Raw genomic sequence first — 18300 nt, forward strand, 5'->3', positions numbered from 1 at the left:
CTCCCCGCTCCAACATATTGTGTCCGGTTCCTAGGAGTTAGAGAACCGAGTGGGTGATCGTAGCCGAGTAGACAGCTGCGACCGTGCCGCCGGGGATTCCCACGTTGATCGTCGGATTCCAGGACGCGGCATTGTCGCCGGTAATTCCGCTGGCGGTCACCGCTGCAGAGACTCCGGTCAGGTTGGCCGGATCGTTAGCCAGGTACGAGGCCGTTCCGAACTTGCCGATGGTTCCGGCCGTGTAGCCCACGTAGCTGGCGGCAATGGTCGGGCCTGATGGCGGGGTGAAGGCGGTCGAGATGACGCTGGCAATCCAACCGGAACCCGCAGCAGCGCTGCGAGCATCGCTGACCTTGACAGCTCCCAGTGAGCCACTGATCGTTCCGCCGTCGACCGTGTTGGCGCGAGTGCCGAGGTTTCCTGCGGACGTCGGCACGGAGATTGCCAGGACCCCACCGTCCACGGTGACCGTGGCGGTCGTCGTTCCGGAACTCGCTGCCGAGGCTGGCAGCGCGATGCCCAACGTGAGAATTCCCACACCGGCAGCTGCCACGAGCGCGCGTGTTTTCAAATCCATATGTAGCTCTCTTCCTGGGGGTCCGGGTCACGGATTTCCCCCCTGTGAGTGGAGGGGGGAACAACCGACCCAAGAAGGTCGGTCCCCTTTTATGAGGACAGACTATTGCGCCGTCCCGCCACGGTTCCCATCCCCGTGATCCCCAATAGTGGGGTAATCCTCATGTTTTGATGCATTGGTATAGTCGCTGTGGTCGGCGCACGCCTGACCTCCGCGAGCGGCAAGTCACGGGCGCTTCACGGACTCAGTGCCGCCCCGCAGCACTCGTTCCACCGGCAGACGAGTGCGCTTCAGCTGCGCCCTATCGGCGTTTTGCCAGAGTCACCAGGGCAAGGCGATCGGGTTTACCCGAGGGGAGCAGTGGAATTGCCGTCACCACCACAATGCGGGTCGGTCGCGCGGCCCGACCCAGAACGGGAACGACGGATGCCGCCACTCCCGCCAAATCCGTCGCCACGCCTGCCCCCCCGGCCAACACCACGACCGGGACCTGCCCCCATTGCACGTCGTCGCCGCCGACCACGACGGCCTGGTCCAACCCCGGCAGTGACCGGACGATGCGTTCGACGGCGTCGAGCGATACCTTTTCGCCTCCGGAGATGATCACGTTGTCGGCCCGGCCAAACACCGTGACTCGGCCATTGATCGGGTCAATTTCGCCGAGATCCCCGGTGCGATACCAGCGCACGCCGTGTTCAACGATGAATCGGTCGGCGGTGCGTTCGGCATCGCCAAGGTACCCTTCGGCGAGCACCGCGCCAGAAAGCTCCAGCTGCCCGTCAACCACGCGCACGAGGGTGTCGCCGATCGGAGTCCCGTTGTACACGCAGCCGCCAGCAGTCTCCGACGATCCGTAGGTGCGCACGACTCGCACGTCGAGTTCGGCTGCCCGAGCGATGAGATCAGCCCTGATCGCCTGCCCGCCAACCAAAATCGCGGTGAAGCGACGCAGCACGGCCAGCAGGGCCGGGTCATCCGCCGCGTCGAGCAGGCGGGCCAGCTGCACCGGTACCAGCGCGGTGTAGCGTAGCGGCTCGGTCATGGTCTCGGCCAGCCGACAAAAGCCCTGGGGATCGAAGTGGCCCGGCGGCAGCATGAGGGGGGTGGTTTCGGCGGCGATCGAGCGCACGAGCACCTGCACCCCGGCGATGTAGTGCAGGGGCAGAGCGAGCAGCCACTGTCCAGCCCCGCCGAGGGCGACGGCCGAGGCCGCAGCGCCAGCCAGCAGGGCGTTGGTGGCGAGCATGACCCGTTTCGGCGTGCCGGTCGACCCGGAGGTTTCGATCACGACCGCGACCCGTTTCGGCACATCATCGAGAATCACTTGACCGCCCGTCGGCAACGGCGACGGCAACAATGCCGGTCCGTTGCCCGCGAGCGCATCCCTCAACGCGGCGAGAAAGGCGGGCGGATGCTCCGGCACGAGGGTTCGCAGCGGCCTCACCACGGTGCCGCTGCGTCGCTACAGTCCCCCGAGGAGGGGTCGCACACCCGTTCAGCCATGGTGTCAGCCTACGCGGCGCCAGCATCTGCTTTTCGAATTTTCCAACCCGCAAGATTAGGGGTTGAGAAGACGAAAAAACCTCAGGTAATGTGGACCGAGCAAGAAGTCAACCCCTTGTCCTCCACCCCGTTCGGGGGTGGACTAATGACTTGGAAAGTACGGGGAGGTCGCCATGAACATCACGCACGGCATGGAACGCATATGCGAGGGCTCACAACCATGACCACCACCGTTCAGGCGCCTCGCCGAACAGCCTCGCCGGGTACCTACGCCGCCGCATCAACCGATGCTTTCGGCGACTACCTGCGCCGCATCGGCAAGGGGACCCTGCTCAACGCGGAGCAGGAAGTCGACTTGGCGCGCCGCATCGAGGTCGGGCTCTTTGCTGAGGCCAGGCTGCTGGGCGACGGCAACCGTGACTCGGCCGACGAGCGCGAACTGGCCTGGCTCATGCACGACGGGCGCCGCGCCAAGAATCAGTTCATCGAGGCCAACCTGCGTTTGGTCGTGAGCATTGCCAAGCACTATTCCGGCCGCGGAGTGCCCATCATGGACCTCGTGCAGGACGGCAACATGGGGCTCGTTCGTGCCGTTGAGAAGTACGACTTCATGACCGGCTACAAATTCTCCACCTACGCCACTTGGTGGATCCGCCAGGCAATCCACCGCGGCATGGCCGACAAGTCCCGCATGATCCGCATCCCGGTGCACACCGCCGAAAAGCTCAACAAGATCAAGCGCATCCGGCGCGACCTGACCAGCGTGCTCGACCGTGACCCCACGGCACGTGAAATCGGCGAAGCCGCCCAGCTTCCCGTGCGTGACGTGCTGCGTCTACTGCAATACGACAACGAACCGATCTCCCTGCACACTCCGGTCGGTGACGGTGCCGGCGATATGGCCGAACTGATCATCGATGACGACCTCCCCCAGCCCGACGAACACGCTACGCTGACGCTGCGCGCGGCAGACATCCGCTACTTCCTCGACACACTGCCCCCTCGGGAACGTTCCATTTTGCGAGCCAGGTTCGGCCTCGACGGTAACGAACCGCGCACCCTGGACCAGATCGCCCACATTGAGGGCGTCACCCGGGAGCGAGTACGCCAGATTGAAAAGCGCGCCCTCGCCCTGCTGCACGTGCCACGGTTGGAGCATTATTTGCGGGACTAAACGCCCACCGCATCGATTACACGCCAGCAGGAGCGCGACATGGGAAAACTGACCTACGACTCGACCCTTACCGCGGACTTCGACGATCGTGTGCTCGCCCACATTCAGGTTGTGATCGGTGCCAAGCTGCGCCGCGGGGAGTCGTTCTACTTCACCTGGCGGGACGACCCGCAGGCTGGCGACGGACGCAGCACGATCTGGCTCCACCCCGGCATCCCCCTCGCTTACAAGTATTTCGGCAGCCGTTCGCCCACGCTTAACCGCGAGTGGATCGAAGCGCTCATGGCGACGGCAAACTCCTCCGGCGGATTGCAGATCGTTCCGGAACCCAGCTCCCCGGCCGTGCAGTTGAGCGTCCTGAAGGACGAACCTTGAACCGCATCGACATCGTCTATGACGCCAAACCATATTCGCTCAGCGGCCGTTCCATCGAATCAATCCAGATCGAGATCGACGGCGCTCTCGCCGCGGGGCTTCCGTATTGGTTGCGAGTGAACAGTGGTGAGGGCCGTTTTCAAGACGCTTACCTGCTCATCGCACCCGGCATTCCTATCGCCATAGTCGGCGTTAGGCACGGCTTCGACCACGATCACGACGGCAACGACCTGTACGAGCAGGATTAGCGACGCCTCTGGCCGTCTACCCAGCCGGAGGCTGACACACTGGAACCATGATGCCCTCACTGGATGAGTTACTCGGTTCCGCGCACGTCGTCTCCCTGAAACTGTTCGACCGGTTCCGCGGGCTGGACAGCCGGGAGGCACTGCTGCTGGAAGGTCCAGAGGGCTGGACCGAGTTCTCCCCGTTCGTGGAATACGACGATGCCGAGGCCGCCAACTGGTTGCGAGCCGCCATCGACTTCGGCTGGCAGAGCACGCCGCACGCCCTGCGCACGAGCATTCCGGTCAACGCCACCGTACCGGCCGTGCCAGCGGGTAAAGTCGCCGAGGTGCTCGCACGTTTTCCCGGCTGTCGCACGGCAAAGGTGAAGGTCGCCAGCCCGGATCAAACCCTGGCCGACGATGTCGCCCGAGTGGCCGAGGTGCGTCGCGTACTCGGTCCGGAAGGCCGCATCCGCATCGATGCGAACGGCCTGTGGAACGTGGACGAAGCCGAACACGCCATTCACGCGCTGAGCGCTTTCGATCTTGAGTACGTCGAGCAGCCCTGCATGAGCGTGCCGGAACTCGCCGAGATCCGCCACCGCACCACCTACCTGAGCGTGCCGATCGCCGCCGACGAGAGTGTACGCAAGAGCGGCGACCCGCTCGCTGTGGCCCGGGCCGGTGCTGCCGACATTCTGGTGATTAAGGCCCAGCCGCTTGGCGGCATTCGAGCCGCACTGTCGATCATTGGCCAGACCGGACTGCCGGTCGTGGTCTCCAGCGCTCTCGACACGTCGATCGGGCTGTCGATGGGCGCGCACCTCGCAGCATCCGTTCCCGGGCTGTACTTCGACTGCGGCCTCGGCACCGCCTCGCTGCTCGCCGAGGATGTCACGGGCGAGCCGCTGCTCCCGGTTGACGGTGCTATCCCGGTGCGCCGGGTCGCACCGGATGCCGCTCTACTCGACCAGCACGCGGCCAGCCCCGAGCGTCGCGACTGGTGGCTCGCTCGTCTCGCGCGTACGCACGCGCTCGTCGCCGCCGAGTAAGCCGAAATCGATCGCGAGCGCGGGTGATTAGTTGCTGCAGCCAGGTCGAAGCAACTATTCAGCCCCTTTTGCGTGACTGCGGGGTTAGAGAGGGAGGCCCGAGTAGGCGTGCAGGCCCTTGAAAAACACGTTGACGATGCCGAAGTTGAACATGACAGCGGAAAAGCCGATGATCGCCAGCCAGGCCGAGCGTGACCCGCGCCAGCCGCGGGTTGCCCGGGCGTGGATGTAGCCGGCGTAGATGACCCAGATGATGAAGGTCCACACCTCTTTGGTGTCCCAGCCCCAGTACCGTCCCCATGCCTGTTCGGCCCAAATCGAGCCGGCCATGAGGGTGAAGGTCCACAGAATGAAGCCGATGATGTTGATGCGGTAGGCCAGGTTTTCCAGTGTCGCCGATGACGGCAGGGTGGCCAAAAATCGCAGGCGCAGACCGGATGGCGCGGCTGCGGCGTCGAGGACCCTGTTTTCGCGCCGGAACTGCAGCAGTTGCACGGTCGACAGCGCGAAGCCGAGTGCGAACATCCCGGTGGCCAACGACGCCACGAACACGTGGATGACCAGCCAGGCCGATTGCAGTGCCGGCGGCAGTGGGGCAACCTCCACATAGAACTGCAGGGCTGCCACGCCGAGCAGCACAAGCACGAGACCGGTGACGAAGGTTCCGAGAAAACGCAGGTCGGAGCGGATCAGCACGATCAGGAACACCGTCATGATGAGCAGCGTGCCCGTCAGCGCGAACTCGTACATGTTCGCCCACGGCACCCGGTCGGCCGCGAAGCCGCGCATGATGGTAGCAGCGAGATGCAGCGCCCAGGCCAGCACGGTGAGGGCTACTCCCACGCGCAGGCTCGCCGAGCGGCCGTACGGCAGCGCCGCGTCGGCGTCCATCCGGGCGCTGATGCGCGACAGCACGGGCCGCTTCACGGCCGGTCGTTCGAGGGTGCTGGTGCTGGTGCGGGCAGCGGATACCGCGCTGCCGACGGAAGAAGCGGCGTCCACTGTAGTCAGGTCGGATTCCATCGCACCCACGGCGCTCGAACGACGCGCGAGGTCGACTGCGAAAGCGATGAAAGCGAGGGCATAGACGGCCATCGCCGAATACAGCGCGTAGAGCGAGTACGAGTTGAGCAGTGCGGTGTCAGTCAGATTCACGATGTAAGCCTAAATCGATTCGGGGTTCGCGACGACGGGTTGGTGGGTTTTCAACAGTTTAAGGTGACGGTCAGCCACATTCGTGATGGCGGCTTCGAGAGCAGGGTCGTCGCCCCGGGCGAGGCCCGCGTATTCGAGATGCACGGTTCCGTCGATTCCGGTCGTTGCCTTTACCCAAACGCGGCGACGCGGCACGAGCAGCCCGGTGAACAGGCCGAACAGCACGAGCATTGAGAAGGAAAGGAGCCAAATCTGTGTGGGGTCGTGATGAATGTCGAAGCTTGCGAAGCGCGGAACCGACTGGGTGAAATCGCCGGCCGCCGATGCGGCCGGATTGTTGTCGACGAAGCTGACGGTGCCGAGGTCGCCCGGCAGCTCGGCCGATGCACCCGGCTTCAGCTCGATCGAGGCAACGCCGGTCTTGCCGCCGGTCTGCCGGGTCAGGGTATCGGTGACGAGCGAATAAACGGATGTTGGCACGCCGGCATCGAGACCGAGGTCACCGGTATAGACGTTCAGAGTGAGCAGCGGATATTCCAAGTCAGGGTAGCTCGAGAAGTTCGCGCCGGAAGCCGCTTTGTCTTGCGTGGGATAGAAGAAACCGATCATGCCGAGCTGTTCGGACAGGCCGTCGGGTACTTTCACGATGCCGAGCGAGGTGAGATTGGCGTCCTGCGGCAAGAACGGCACAGAGTCTGAAAAAACGACGGTACCGTCGGGGGCCGTGACCTGAATGGTCGGTGCGTACCCGTTGCCGAGCAGGTAGATGCTCGTTCCGTTGGTGCGCAGCGGTCCATTGACCTTGACGACGCCGGGCTCAGCCGACTCACCCTTAGGCGTGACGGTCACGTCGGCGGTGAAGTCGATCGGCTGGCCGTAGGCCTGCAGATTCTGTTGTTCGTAGGAGACCGAGAAGTCATCGAGACTCAGCGTGTAGGGGTCGAGCGTGGTGTCGTCGAAGAACCGTCCCGGGTTAAAGGAGTCGTAGGCGAGCAGCGTGTTCACAAAGGTCTGCCCCTCGACGATCACTCGTTGGCCGGCAAAACCATAGCCGCCGCCGAATCCAGCGGTAACCAGAATGCCCACGAGCGCAGCGTGAAAGACGAGGTTGCCGGTCTCCCGCAGGTAGCCACGCTCCGCCGAAACGGATGACTCGGTGTCGGAATCAAAGCGGACTACGCGGTAGCCGCTGGATTTCAGGAGGGCGCGGGCGTGCGTGATGGCGTCGCGGGCATCCGTCTGCTCCGGCGCGTCTCGCGTAGTGAAACCGGACAGGCGCCCGAGGCGGGCAGGCGTGGTCGGCGGCTTGGCTCGTAGGGCCTGGAAGTGATGTTTGGTGCGCGGAATGACGCAGCCGATGAGCGAAATGAACAGCAGCAGGTAGATCGACGAGAACCAGGCCGAGGTGTAGACGTCGAAGGCTTGCAGTTTGTCGAGAATCGGTGCCAGGTCGGCGTTGTCGGCGAAGTACTGGGTGACACCGTTCGGGTCGGAGCTGCGCTGGGGCACGAGCGATCCGGGAATGGCCGCGATGGCGAGCATGAGCAGCAGGAACAGGGCGGTACGCATGCTCGTGAGCTGACGCCAGAACCAGCGAAGCCAGCCGGTCAGTCCGAGCTTGGGCTGCACGACACCCTGCGGGCGGGAATCGTAGTGGTCAGATGGCCGGGACAAAGCTGCCAATCACCCCTTGCAAATCGAGGAGCCAGGTGTTCCAGATACCGCTCACCATGAGTACTCCGATGACGACGAGCAGAACGCCGCCGAACAGGTTGATGGCACGAATATGCCGTTTAAGGAATGCAACCGAACCGGTGGCCCAGTTGAAGCCAAGGGCGATCACGAGGAAGGGAATTCCGAGGCCGAGAGAATAGAAGAGGGCCAGCAGACCGCCCTGCCAGGGAGAGCCGGTGCCAAGGCTGAGGGAGTTGATGGCGGTGAGGGTGGGACCGGTGCACGGCGTCCAGCCCACCGCGAAGACCGCACCGAGCACGGGGGCACCTGCGAGACCCATTTTGGGGCGCCAGTTGGTCTTGATGGTGCGCTGCATGGCCCCGAACTGCCCGATGAAGACGAGGCCCAGCAGAATGACCACCACGCCGGCGAGGCGCGTGATCAGGTCGCGATAGGAGTTGAGCCAGAATCCGGCGGCACCGAAGACGACGCCGGTGAGCACGAACACCACGGTAAAGCCGAGCACGAACAGACCAACCCCGGCCAGGAGCCGGGTGCGGCCGCGACGGTCACGCTTGGACGCACCGGTGCGTCCGTCGGTAAAGCCGCCGATGTAGGCGAGGTACCCGGGAACGAGCGGCAGGATGCACGGTGAGGCGAACGATACGAGGCCGGCGAGGAGTGCGATGGGAATAGCGAAGAGCAGCTGGCCGCTAAAAACGATCTCTCCGAAGGGATTGTTCACTCGGTCGTGCCAGTCTCCGCGATCGTGTCCCGAATGAGGGTCTCCAGGATGGAGGGCGAGGTGACCTGGCCCAGAATGCGCGCCGCGACCCGCCCCTCGGCGTCGAGCACCAGAGTGGTCGGCACCGCGTTCGGCGGAATGCTGCCACTGAACGCGAGCTGCATGGCGCCGGTATCAACGTCGAGAACCGAGGGGTAGGTCACGCTGTACGTCTCGTTAAAGGCGATGGCGTTCGGGGCCTGGTCACGCACGTTGACGCCGAGAAAGCTTGCGCCCTCGTTTTCGAATTGCGCGTTGAGGCTTTGCAGGTCGGATGCCTCGGCGCGGCACGGTGCACAGCTCGCGTACCAGAAATTGACCACGAGAACTTCGCCGAGCGAGGCGTCGCTCGTCACCGTCTCGCCCGTCTCTGTCACGCCGGAGAACTCGATGGCCTCACCGCGGTCGGCGAGGGCGATCTCGGTGACGCTGCCGTCACCGGCGATGAAACCCTTGTTTGAACCTTCCCGGTACTGATCCGCGAGCGGGTCAGACGAGCAGCCCGAGAGTAGCAGCGCAGCCGCGGCCAGTCCGGCCAGCAGCGGGGCGAGGCGGCGGCGTTGGTTCACGCGGCGGCGGTTCATACGGCACCCACATCGTTGCTCGGGTCGAGAAGGGCTAGTGCCGGGTTGGCATAGGCGGTTTCGGCGAAGCGGTCGCCGTGCCAGGACACCGTGGTGATACTCGACAGGTCGCAGCGGCGCTTGCGCGGGTCGTGGGCGAGGCGTTCGTGGGCGAGGGCGCGGTGCACCATCCAGATCGGCAGCTGGTGGCTGACCAGCACTACGTCGCCCTCATCCACCGAGTTCCAGGCGTCGTCGATCGCCGCGAGCATGCGGGCAGAGATTGAACGGAAGGGTTCTCCCCAGCTTGGCTTCAACGGGTTGATCAGGGCCGGCCAGTTGCGCGGGTCGCGTAACGCACCGCCCTGGCCACGCATCCGCTTACCTTCAAAGGCGTTGGTCGGTTCGATGATGCGTTCGTCGGTGTCGATCGGTAGCGCAAAAGCGGCGGCGATCGGAGCGGCCGATTCCTGCGCACGCTGCAGTGGCGAGGCGATAACGCGCACGACCGGGCGACCGCGCTTGACCAGTTCGTCCGCGGCGGTTGCCGCCATGAGCAGGCCTCGTTCGGAGAGCCGGTAATTCGGCAGCCGTCCGTAGAGCACGCGTTCGGGGTTGAAGACCTCACCGTGACGCACGAGATGCACTTGACTGGCTACCACCCGACCAGTCTACGGAGGGCCCAACCCGGAAACCGCCGTGAGCGGGCCGCTCGGGCGGCTCCGGCTAAACTCGAACTGTGACTTCGCGCGTATTAATCAAGAACCTGTCCGCTCTCGATGACGGCACCGTTTCGGTGTCGGGTTGGGTCGATACGGTGCGCGACCAGAAAAAGGTGCAATTCGTCGTTCTTCGCGACGAATCCGGCGCCGTGCAGCTGGTCAATCCGCGCACAACGGATGCCGATGGCGTCGTCGTCGCCGACGAGCCCGCCACGAGCATCTCCGGTCTCGCCCAGGGCACCTTCGTGACCGTCACCGGGGCGCTCAAGCACGACGAACGGGTGAAGCTCGGCGGCATCGAGATTAAGCTCGCCACCCTCACCGTGGTGTCCGCCGCTATCCCCGAGACGCCGATCGCGGCGGACTCGAGCCTCGATAAGCGTATGGACTGGCGCTTCCTCGACCTGCGCAACCCGAAGCAGAACCTCATCTTCCGCATCCAGACCACGTTCGAGCACGCGCTGCGCACGTACTGGATCGAGCACGACTTCATCGAACTGCACACCCCAAAGCTCATGGCGAGTGCGAGCGAGTCGCGCGCTGAATTGTTCGAGGTCGGCTATTTCGATACCAAGGCGTACCTCGCGCAGAGCCCACAGTTCTTCAAGCAGATGGCCCAGTCGGCCGGTTTCGGCAAGATCTTCGAGGTTGGGCCGGCGTTTCGTGCCGACCCGTCGTTCACGAGCCGGCACGCGACCGAGTTCACGAGCGTTGACAGTGAGATCAGCTGGATCAACAGCCACGACGACGTCATGACGCTGCACGAAGACCTTATGGTCGCCGGGTTCACGGCGGTCAAGGCTAAGCACGGCGACGAGGTCAAAGCCCTGTTCGACGTTGATGTGACCGTTCCGAGCACGCCGTTCCCGCGCATCCCCCTGGCCGAGGCCAAGGAGATCGTGAAGAGCCGCGGCTATGAAGTTCCTCGCGACGACGACGACATGGACCCGGAGGGCGAACGTCAGATCGCCGCCTACGTGGCCGAGAAGTACGGGCACGAATTCGTCTTCCTGACCGACTATGCGTCGAGCATCCGCCCGTTCTACCACATGCGTCACGAGGGCGATGCGTCGATCACCAAGAGCTACGACCTCATTTTCAACGGCACCGAAATCTCCACCGGCGCCCAGCGCGAGCACCGCATCGAGGTTCTCGAAGCTCAGGCGATCGAGAAGGGCCTGGACCCGAAGGAGATCGAGGGCTACCTTGACTTCTTCCGCTACGGCGTGCCATCGCACGGCGGCTTCGGCATGGGCCTGGCCCGCGTGCTGATGCTTATGCTGCACCAGGCTTCGATTCGCGAGGTCACCTACCTGTTCCGCGGCCCGACCCGCCTCGAGCCGTAGGCCGGCCTCCGGCCCGCCTCAGCCGGAGACCGCAGACCGCACCGAGCCGTGAGTTTGTGTCGCCGAGCCGTGATTTTTGGCCCTTCTCGAGCCAAAAATGAACTAATACTCACGGCTCGGCGGCTCTAGACCGCGGAAACTCACGGCTCGGCGTGCGGTTAGACCTCGAGGTCGACCGCGAGGCGGTCGGCGACGACGGTCCGAATGAACGCACCGACCTTTTTGTGCTCGGGGTGCTTCTGGTAGCGGTCAAGGGCCTCGAGGTCGTCGAAGTCGGCGATCAGCGCGACGTCCCAGTTTTCATTGCCGGCAACATCCGGCCCGACCGTCAGCGCGCGAATCTCGGGTACGACACCCACGAGGGATTCCAGGCCCGCCACGATGCCCGCGGCATCATCGGCTTTCTTGCGCGGGGTGAGGGCGTTGAGCTTCCAGCAAACGATGTGGCGAATGGTCATGAGACCTCCAGTAGGGCGGTGCGCAGGCGCACAGGGTCGATGCGCCAATAATTGTGAACTTTGCCGTTGATGAGGAGCACCGGGATGTCCTCCAGATAGAGCTCGTGCAGCTCGGCGTCATCGAGAATGGAAAGTTCCTCAAATGTGATTCGTGGGGCCGACACGTCGTCGGCAAGCTTGGCCACGACGCTGCCGACCAGATCCCGCGCATCGTCGCAGAGGTGACAACCGGGCTTGCCGATCAGGGTTAGGTGTGCGGTGGGCATGGTTCCAGCCTACGGTGACTTCATGCCGGGGCGTACGGGCGCCAAACACCGAGCGGTGGATAGCAAAAAGCGCCAGTCCCGAAGGGCTAGCGCTTTGCTCGAGAACGGCTAAGAGTTGAGTCTTAGTCGTTCTACTTCTTATTACGACGCTGGTGGCGAGTCTTGCGAAGCAGCTTGCGGTGCTTCTTCTTCGCCATACGCTTGCGTCGCTTCTTAATTACAGAACCCACACGGACCTCACAAGTATTGGTTTAGTCGCGGGGCCCGCGACTGACACGAAAACACCATTCTACCGGACAAAACCAGCTCCAACTACTCAGCCGCCGGATCTGACCTCTCTCAGCCGTTTCTGCGCCACTTTTTCGCGGTGGCATCTTTGACGACGTGCGACATTTGCGAGGCATCGGCGAAGGCCTTGCCAATAGCCGAGGCGAAGGCGCGCTGCTCGTCTTTCAGCCCGGCATCTGCCTCCAGATCTACGTCCTTGACGGCCTGGTCGAAGTCGACGCTCAGGAAGGGAATTAACCAGTCCTCGATCTCTTCGAGCGGCGAATACTCCAGACGATAGAAGCGGTGCTGTCCGTCTTCGCGAACGGTGACCAAACCAGCCTCACGCAACACCTTGAGGTGCTTGGAGACGGTGGGCTGGCTCAGCCCGAGGTGCCCAACGATGTCGGACACGCTCAGCTCGCCACGCACTTCCCGGGACGGACCGCGAATTTCAGCGGAGGGAACTGCGCGCTCCAACAGGATGCGCAAGATGTCCCGTCGCGCCGAGTCCGCCACCACGGTGAAGATGTCTGCCATAACCTCAGGGTAGTCATTACTGCTGGGTAATAACCAACGCTGGGTAGTACCATTTCAATCTGGCAATAGTCGCAGGTTAATCGGGGGTTCCAGGTGTCGTTGAGAACCGGAACTGAACCGTTCTTTTCGCGCCCGCTCGCCCTCCTGTTGCGGATGCGCGACGGAGTGGACTCGCTCGCCCACAAGTCGCCATCGCGGTTCGCCATTCTGGTATTTTCCGCGCTCATCATGGTCTTCACCGTGTTGTTCTCGCTACCGATCGCCGCAGCGGATCGCACGATCACCCCACTGCACGACGCCGTTTTCACGGCGGTGTCGGTCATCTGCGTCACCGGACTAACCACGGTCGACATGGCCACCCACTGGTCAGCGTTCGGCAATATCCTGGTGTTCGTCGGTGTCAATATCGGCGGCATCGGCGTATTGACGCTCGCGTCGCTGATGGGACTGGTCATCTCGCGCAGACTCGGGCTGCGCGCAAAACTGATGGCTGCGAGCGATTCCAACCCGTCCCGCATTCACGCCGGGCCGGTCAACGAGGGCCAGACCATTCGCCTCGGCGAGGTCGGCAGCCTGCTGCTCACCGTTGCGATCAGCGCGTTTGTCATCGAGGTCGGCGTGGCAGCGCTGCTCTTTCCGCGCATGCTGCAGGCGGGTGTATCCCTGGGCGAAGCGGTCTGGCACAGTTTCTACTACGCTGCGATGGCCTTCACCAACACCGGTTTCAATCCAAACCCCGGCGGCCTCAGCCCGTTCGCCGATGACTATTGGTTTCTCGGCGCGCTCATGATCGGTGTTTTTCTGGGCAGCCTTGGGTTTCCGGTGATCTACGCGTTCGCGCGCGGCTGGCGCAAGCCGCGCCGCTGGTCGGTACACGTCAAGCTGACCCTCGTCACGACAATCGCCCTGATGATCCTCGGAATGATCTTTTACATCATTCTCGAGTTCGACAATCCCAAGACTTTCGGGTCCCTCAATGCCGGCGACACCATCTTTCAGTCGTTGTTTATGTCGGTGATGACGCGCTCAGGCGGCTTTGCGACCATTGAGATCAGCGACCTGCACGGGTCGAGCCTGCTGCTCAGCGACATGCTCATGTTCATCGGTGGCGGGTCGGCGTCGACCGCCGGCGGCATTAAGGTCACGACCCTGGCCATCCTCTTTCTCGCCGCGTTTGCCGAAGCACGTGGCAAGCAGGAAATGGAAGCGTTCGGCCGCCGTATTCCGAGCGACATTCTCCGCCTGTCGGTCAGCGTTGTGCTGTGGGGCGCGACCACCGTTGCAGTCGCGAGTATTCTCATACTGCACATCTCGAAACAACCCTTCGACATCGTTCTTTTTGACGTGATCAGTGCTTTCGCCACCTGCGGCCTGTCTACCGGGCTTACTGCTGATCTGCCGCCGGAAGGCGTCTACGTCATGGCGGCAACGATGTTCATGGGCCGGGTTGGTACAGTGACTCTCGCGGCAGCTCTGGCCGCGAGCCACAGCAGGCAATTGTTCAAACGCCCGGAAGAGAGACCCATCGTTGGTTGATCGCATCAAACACGACGCCCCCGTGCTCATCATCGGGCTTGGACGGTTTGGCGCGGCCACGGCCGGCCAGCTCGACCGACTGGGCCGCGAAGTGCTCGTCGTCGACACGAGCGACGCCCTCGTCTCGAAGTGGTCGGAGCGAGTGACCCACGCCGTTCAAGCGGATGGCCGTTCTCTCGAGGCCCTGCAACAAATTGGCGCTCAGGACTTCTCAATCGCCGTCTGCGCAGTCGGGTCGTCGGTGGAAGCCAGCGTGCTGATCGTCGCCAATCTGGTGGACCTGAAGATTCAACAGATCTGGGCCAAGGCCATCTCCAAGTCGCACGGCAAGATTCTCGAACGCATCGGCGCCAACCACGTCATCTACCCCGAAGCCGAGGCCGGCGAGCGCGTCGCCCACCTGGTGTCGGGTCGCATGCTCGACTTCATCGAATTCGACGATGATTTCGCCCTGGTGAAGATGTACCCGCCGAAGCCCATCCGCGGCCTCGCCCTCGTCGATTCGGGCGTGCGCCGCAAGTACAACGTGACCGTCGTCGGCGTCAAAAGCCCCGGCAAACCGTTCACCTACGCGACCCCGGAGACCGTGGTGTCCAACCATGACCTCATCATCGTGTCGGGCGCCGAGGCCGATATTGAACGGTTCGCCGCGCTCGGTTCGTAGCACTCCCCCTATTTGGGGGAGACGACCGACTAGTCTCCTATTTACGGACACTTCTCGCAGCAGCTCCACCCAGGTTGCGCGCTGACGACGTGTGCGCGAACGGAAAGGCTCACCTATGTCACCCGACGTCCCCACTCCTGCCAACACCCCGGCCGACATTGTCGCCGCAGTTCAGACCGACACGACGGGCGAGGTAACCATAGATGGCTCCCGTCGCCGCGTCACCGGCACCGATGAAGCGGGCGTTCGCGAAGAGATCATCGGCCTCGTGGTCGAGACCGCTCGCAGCCGCGGACACTCCGTTCTCCTGCAGGTCAGCGACGAACAGGGCGATTGGCCACTGACCGTGCATCCCAACGGGAGGGTTGAGTCGGCCGGACCGGTCGTTGTTGCCAGCCACCCAAAGCGGACGAGCACCGTGCCCCTTCCACTTGTGACCCCGTTGGAGAACCCGACACCGTTCGCCACGCTCGTGCAGCCGCCCATCGCGGCACCGGCGAGCGCGCTGTTCGAGTCGTTGTTGGCACCCTCGACGGATGCCGCGGCCGCATCACCTGCTCTGTCCCCCGTTGCGCCAAACCTGGCCGACTTTCTCAACTCGCGGCCGCCAGCACCCGCCGGACCGGCCGAACGGGGCTGGCAGGGCGCCCTCCGCCGCCTGACCGGCGGGCTGGTCTCGCCCACGCCGAGTTCGACCGAGCGCCAGCACCGTACGGCCGTCGCGGCCGTACAGCGCAGCCTGAACGGCCCGCGAACGATCGTGGTACTCAATCCCAAGGGCGGAGCGCACAAGACGACAGCGACGCTGCTCATCGCGGCCACGTTCGGCATCTATCGCGGTGGCTACACCCTCGCCTGGGACAACAACGAGACCATGGGCACGCTGGGCGTGCGCGCCCAGGCCGCCCGGCACACCAACACGGCCGTCGACCTGCTGCGCGACCTCGACCGGTTCGGCGATACCCGCTCCCGGGTGGGGGACCTCGACAACTATGTGCGATCGCAGGGTGACGCACAGTTTGACGCCCTTGCCTCTGACCTCGATCCGGCGGGCGCAGCGAGCATCGACGCTGACGCCTTTCGCAAGCTTCACACGTCGCTGAGTCGCTTTTACCGGGTTCTCGTGATCGATACCGGCAATAACATGCGGGCCAGCAACTGGGAAGCGGCGGTCGATGCCGCCGACCAGCTCGTGATCGTGTCGACCATTCGTGAAGACACCGGTTACGGTGCGGCGTCGCTGATCGACGGCCTGCGGCAGAAGGGCCACGCCGACAAGGTCGCCCAAGCGGTCACCGTGCTCGCGTCGCCCTCGAAGACCGCTGACGAGCAGCTGTCGAAGCGTCTGCACGACCACTTTCGCCAGCTGACCCGCACGGTCGTCGACGTTCCGTATGATGCTTCGCTGGTCGGTGGCGGCCCGCTCAACGTCGACGCCCTGGCGCCAAGCACCCGTGCAGCGTGGCTGCAGGCGACGGCGGCCATCGCTGAAGGGCTGTAGCGCGAGGGCTACGAGGCGGCGAGTTCTTTCGCGCGCGCGAGGGCGGCATCCGTTGCGGTGTCGAAGAGCTCTTTCAGCCCGCCCTTTTCGAGCTCCCAGACTGCCCGCTCGGTCGTACCGGCCGGGCTGGTTACCTGGCGGCGCAACTCGCTCGGCGACTTGTCGGACACAGCGAGGAGCGCGCTCGCGCCGAGGAAGGTGCCATTGACCATGACGGCGGCCTCTTCGGGGGTGAAGCCCTTGCTGATGGCCGTTTCGGTGAGCTGTTCGATGAGGTAGAACACGTAGGCCGGGCCGGAGCCGGAGATGGTGCTGAGGGCGTCGAGTTTGTTCTCGGGTACGACCAGCACGTCGCCGACGGTTGCGAACAGGGCTCGGGTGAGTTCGAGGTCGGCGTCGCTGGACCGGGTGCCGGCACTGATGCCGGTGACGGCCATGCCCACGACGGCGGGGGTGTTCGGCATGGTGCGGATGACGTGCACGGCGCTCGGCAGGAGCGATTCGAAGGTGTCGATGGTCACGCCGGCCGCGACGCTCAAGACGAGCGTGCCCGGCGCAAGGGATTCACCGATTTCGCCGAGCAGATCGGCGACCATGTAAGGCTTCACGGCAATAATGACGATCTGAGCGCCGTCGATGGCCCTGAGGTTGGCGTCAGCGTCGACCTCGGTCGCATAGGCGGTGACGCCTTCGGTGTCGGCCAGCTCCGCGGCCTTCACCGCGGTGCGGTTGGTGACTCGAATGCCACCCTCAACGTTCACGCCGGGCTTAAGCAGACCGGCAAGAATGGCGCGGGCCATGGATCCGGCGCCGAGGAAGGCGATCGTGGGCAGAGTCACAGTCGGGGAAGAAGTCATCCGAACAGTCTAGTTTTTCCGCCATCGGGGTGCCCAAAACCATCTCCCCGAGCGCAGCCTGCGACCGGAGACGCGCAGTTCTAAGATGATTTCATGAGCGCATCCGGCGGAAACAAGGCAATCGTGGCGGCATTCGCGGCCAATCTGGGCATCGCAGTGACCAAGTTCGTGGCGTGGGGCCTGTCGGGGTCGTCGTCGATGCTCGCCGAGGGCGTGCACTCGGTAGCGGATGCCGGCAATCAGCTCCTCCTGCTGCTGGGCGGTCGCAAGGCGAAGAGGCGGGCCGACCTGGAGCATCCGTTTGGCTATGGTCGAGAACGCTACGTCTACGCCTTCGTGGTGTCGATCATTCTGTTCTCGATCGGCGGGGTGTTCTCGCTCTATGAAGGCTTCGACAAGCTGCAGCACCCGCATCCGCTCGAAAATGCCTGGGTGCCGATTCTGGTGCTCGCCATCGCGATGGTGCTCGAAGGCTTCTCGCTGCGCACCGCGATCAAAGAGTCGAACCATGTGCGAGGAAATGAGACCTGGGTGCAGTTCATTCGGCACGCGAAGGCCCCAGAACTGCCCGTCGTGCTGCTTGAAGACATAGCGGCCCTCACCGGCCTGGCCTTCGCTTTCGTGGGCGTCGGGCTGACCATCCTCACGGATGAGCCGATCTGGGACGCCGTCGGCACGCTCGCCATTGGCGCGCTGCTCGTTTTGGTCGCGATTATTCTCGGCATTGAGACCAAAAGCCTTCTCGTGGGCGAGGGCGCCAGTAAGAAAGACCTCGACGCCATCGAGGCGGCCATTCTCGACGGCCAGGAAATCAAGCGCATTATTCATCTCAAGACGCTCTACCTCGGTCCGGATGAGATTCTGGTCGGCGCCAAGCTCGCCTTCGACGGCGAGCACCGGTTTGCCGACGTCGCCGCCGACATCAACGCCGTCGAAACTCGTATTCGCGTTGCGGTACCGCTTGCACGCACGATCTATCTCGAGCCAGACATATTTTTTGATCCAAATTCGGCCAATCCGCCTACCGACACCTTTGTGATCAAGGGACTGGAGTAGACC

General features: G+C 63.7%; 21 protein-coding genes. 9 read left to right on the forward strand and 12 right to left on the reverse strand.

The features are described from left to right. Positions 1 to 37: 37 nt before the first annotated feature. Positions 38 to 577, reverse strand: coding sequence for a hypothetical protein (locus E3T39_RS06750; protein ID WP_134513920.1), 540 nt, complete (start codon positions 575 to 577; stop codon positions 38 to 40). A 301-nt stretch (positions 578 to 878) separates the two neighbouring features. Further along, positions 879 to 2024 carry an AMP-binding protein gene (locus E3T39_RS06755; RefSeq protein ID WP_241979550.1) on the reverse strand — a complete coding sequence of 382 codons (1146 nt, stop codon included), beginning with the start codon at positions 2022 to 2024 and terminating at the stop codon, positions 879 to 881. A gap of 276 nt (positions 2025 to 2300) precedes the next feature. Here E3T39_RS06755 and E3T39_RS06760 point away from each other — a divergent pair, with 276 nt between their 5' ends. Genes E3T39_RS06760 through E3T39_RS06775 form a run of 4 tightly spaced genes read left to right on the forward strand, consistent with a single transcriptional unit; the run spans position 2301 to position 4908 of the window. Continuing rightward, complete coding sequence (locus E3T39_RS06760) at positions 2301 to 3254, forward strand: sigma-70 family RNA polymerase sigma factor (protein ID WP_134513921.1); 954 nt, start codon at positions 2301 to 2303, stop codon at positions 3252 to 3254. Positions 3255 to 3293: 39 nt separating this feature from the next. Then, positions 3294 to 3629: a DUF7882 family protein gene (locus E3T39_RS06765; protein WP_134513922.1), complete on the forward strand. Its 336-nt coding sequence runs from the start codon at positions 3294 to 3296 to the stop codon at positions 3627 to 3629. Then, positions 3626 to 3877, forward strand: a complete 252-nt coding sequence (locus tag E3T39_RS06770) for a hypothetical protein (RefSeq protein ID WP_134513923.1) — start codon at positions 3626 to 3628, stop codon at positions 3875 to 3877. Before E3T39_RS06765 ends, E3T39_RS06770 begins: the two co-directional genes overlap by 4 nt. Positions 3878 to 3924: 47 nt before the next feature. Then, complete coding sequence (locus E3T39_RS06775) at positions 3925 to 4908, forward strand: o-succinylbenzoate synthase (RefSeq protein ID WP_134513924.1); 984 nt, start codon at positions 3925 to 3927, stop codon at positions 4906 to 4908. 84 nt (positions 4909 to 4992) lie between these two features. Here the strand turns inward: E3T39_RS06775 and ccsB are convergent, their stop codons facing one another. The 5 genes from ccsB to E3T39_RS06800 are packed head-to-tail and all read right to left on the reverse strand — an operon-like array spanning position 4993 to position 9746. Next, positions 4993 to 6057 carry a c-type cytochrome biogenesis protein CcsB gene (gene ccsB, locus E3T39_RS06780; RefSeq protein WP_420898150.1) on the reverse strand — a complete coding sequence of 355 codons (1065 nt, stop codon included), beginning with the start codon at positions 6055 to 6057 and terminating at the stop codon, positions 4993 to 4995. Positions 6058 to 6072: 15 nt separating this feature from the next. Continuing rightward, positions 6073 to 7737 (reverse strand): cytochrome c biogenesis protein ResB, encoded by a 1665-nt coding sequence (resB, locus tag E3T39_RS06785; protein WP_134514004.1) that lies wholly within the window; start codon positions 7735 to 7737, stop codon positions 6073 to 6075. Then, positions 7721 to 8482, reverse strand: coding sequence for a cytochrome c biogenesis CcdA family protein (locus E3T39_RS06790; protein WP_134513925.1), 762 nt, complete (start codon positions 8480 to 8482; stop codon positions 7721 to 7723). Before E3T39_RS06790 ends, resB begins: the two co-directional genes overlap by 17 nt. After that, positions 8479 to 9090, reverse strand: a complete 612-nt coding sequence (locus E3T39_RS06795) for a TlpA family protein disulfide reductase (RefSeq protein ID WP_241979551.1) — start codon at positions 9088 to 9090, stop codon at positions 8479 to 8481. The genes E3T39_RS06790 and E3T39_RS06795 overlap by 4 nt, the downstream gene beginning before the upstream one ends. Before the next feature lie 11 nt (positions 9091 to 9101). Further along, positions 9102 to 9746 carry a histidine phosphatase family protein gene (locus E3T39_RS06800; RefSeq protein WP_134513927.1) on the reverse strand — a complete coding sequence of 215 codons (645 nt, stop codon included), beginning with the start codon at positions 9744 to 9746 and terminating at the stop codon, positions 9102 to 9104. Positions 9747 to 9823: 77 nt separating this feature from the next. Between E3T39_RS06800 and aspS the strand changes: the two genes are divergently transcribed. Continuing rightward, positions 9824 to 11152, forward strand: coding sequence for an aspartate--tRNA(Asn) ligase (gene aspS / locus E3T39_RS06805; RefSeq protein WP_134513928.1), 1329 nt, complete (start codon positions 9824 to 9826; stop codon positions 11150 to 11152). Between the two features lie 158 nt (positions 11153 to 11310). Here aspS and E3T39_RS06810 read toward each other — a convergent pair whose 3' ends face one another. The 4 genes from E3T39_RS06810 to E3T39_RS06825 all read right to left on the reverse strand — a co-directional run bounded on the left by E3T39_RS06810 (position 11311) and on the right by E3T39_RS06825 (position 12683). Continuing rightward, complete coding sequence (locus tag E3T39_RS06810; RefSeq protein ID WP_134513929.1) at positions 11311 to 11610, reverse strand: Dabb family protein; 300 nt, start codon at positions 11608 to 11610, stop codon at positions 11311 to 11313. Continuing rightward, on the reverse strand, positions 11607 to 11876 hold the full coding sequence (locus tag E3T39_RS06815; RefSeq protein WP_134513930.1) for a glutaredoxin family protein: 270 nt from the start codon (positions 11874 to 11876) through the stop codon (positions 11607 to 11609). Before E3T39_RS06815 ends, E3T39_RS06810 begins: the two co-directional genes overlap by 4 nt. 131 nt (positions 11877 to 12007) lie before the next feature. Then, on the reverse strand, positions 12008 to 12106 hold the full coding sequence (locus E3T39_RS06820) for a 30S ribosomal protein bS22 (protein WP_003792170.1): 99 nt from the start codon (positions 12104 to 12106) through the stop codon (positions 12008 to 12010). Between the two features lie 109 nt (positions 12107 to 12215). Next, entirely contained in the window at positions 12216 to 12683 is a 468-nt protein-coding gene (locus E3T39_RS06825) for an ArsR/SmtB family transcription factor (RefSeq protein WP_134513931.1), read from the reverse strand. A 153-nt stretch (positions 12684 to 12836) separates the two neighbouring features. Here E3T39_RS06825 and E3T39_RS06830 point away from each other — a divergent pair, with 153 nt between their 5' ends. From E3T39_RS06830 to E3T39_RS06840, 3 genes are all read left to right on the forward strand, one after another. Next, entirely contained in the window at positions 12837 to 14219 is a 1383-nt protein-coding gene (locus E3T39_RS06830) for a TrkH family potassium uptake protein (RefSeq protein WP_134514005.1), read from the forward strand. Continuing rightward, positions 14212 to 14883 (forward strand): potassium channel family protein, encoded by a 672-nt coding sequence (locus E3T39_RS06835; protein WP_134513932.1) that lies wholly within the window; start codon positions 14212 to 14214, stop codon positions 14881 to 14883. The genes E3T39_RS06830 and E3T39_RS06835 overlap by 8 nt, the downstream gene beginning before the upstream one ends. Positions 14884 to 14998: 115 nt before the next feature. Continuing rightward, on the forward strand, positions 14999 to 16384 hold the full coding sequence (locus tag E3T39_RS06840; protein ID WP_134513933.1) for a MinD/ParA family ATP-binding protein: 1386 nt from the start codon (positions 14999 to 15001) through the stop codon (positions 16382 to 16384). A gap of 8 nt (positions 16385 to 16392) precedes the next feature. Here E3T39_RS06840 and proC read toward each other — a convergent pair whose 3' ends face one another. Further along, positions 16393 to 17241: a pyrroline-5-carboxylate reductase gene (gene proC, locus E3T39_RS06845; protein ID WP_134513934.1), complete on the reverse strand. Its 849-nt coding sequence runs from the start codon at positions 17239 to 17241 to the stop codon at positions 16393 to 16395. 93 nt (positions 17242 to 17334) lie between these two features. On the opposite strand from proC, the gene E3T39_RS06850 reads away from it, so the two are divergent. Continuing rightward, a complete protein-coding gene (locus tag E3T39_RS06850) occupies positions 17335 to 18297 on the forward strand; it encodes a cation diffusion facilitator family transporter (protein WP_134513935.1) in 963 nt (320 codons plus the stop codon). Positions 18298 to 18300 lie beyond the last annotated feature (3 nt).

Origin of the sequence: Cryobacterium suzukii, assembly GCF_004403185.1 — a bacterium.
In the GTDB taxonomy this organism is placed as follows: Bacteria; Actinomycetota; Actinomycetes; order Actinomycetales; family Microbacteriaceae; genus Cryobacterium; species Cryobacterium suzukii.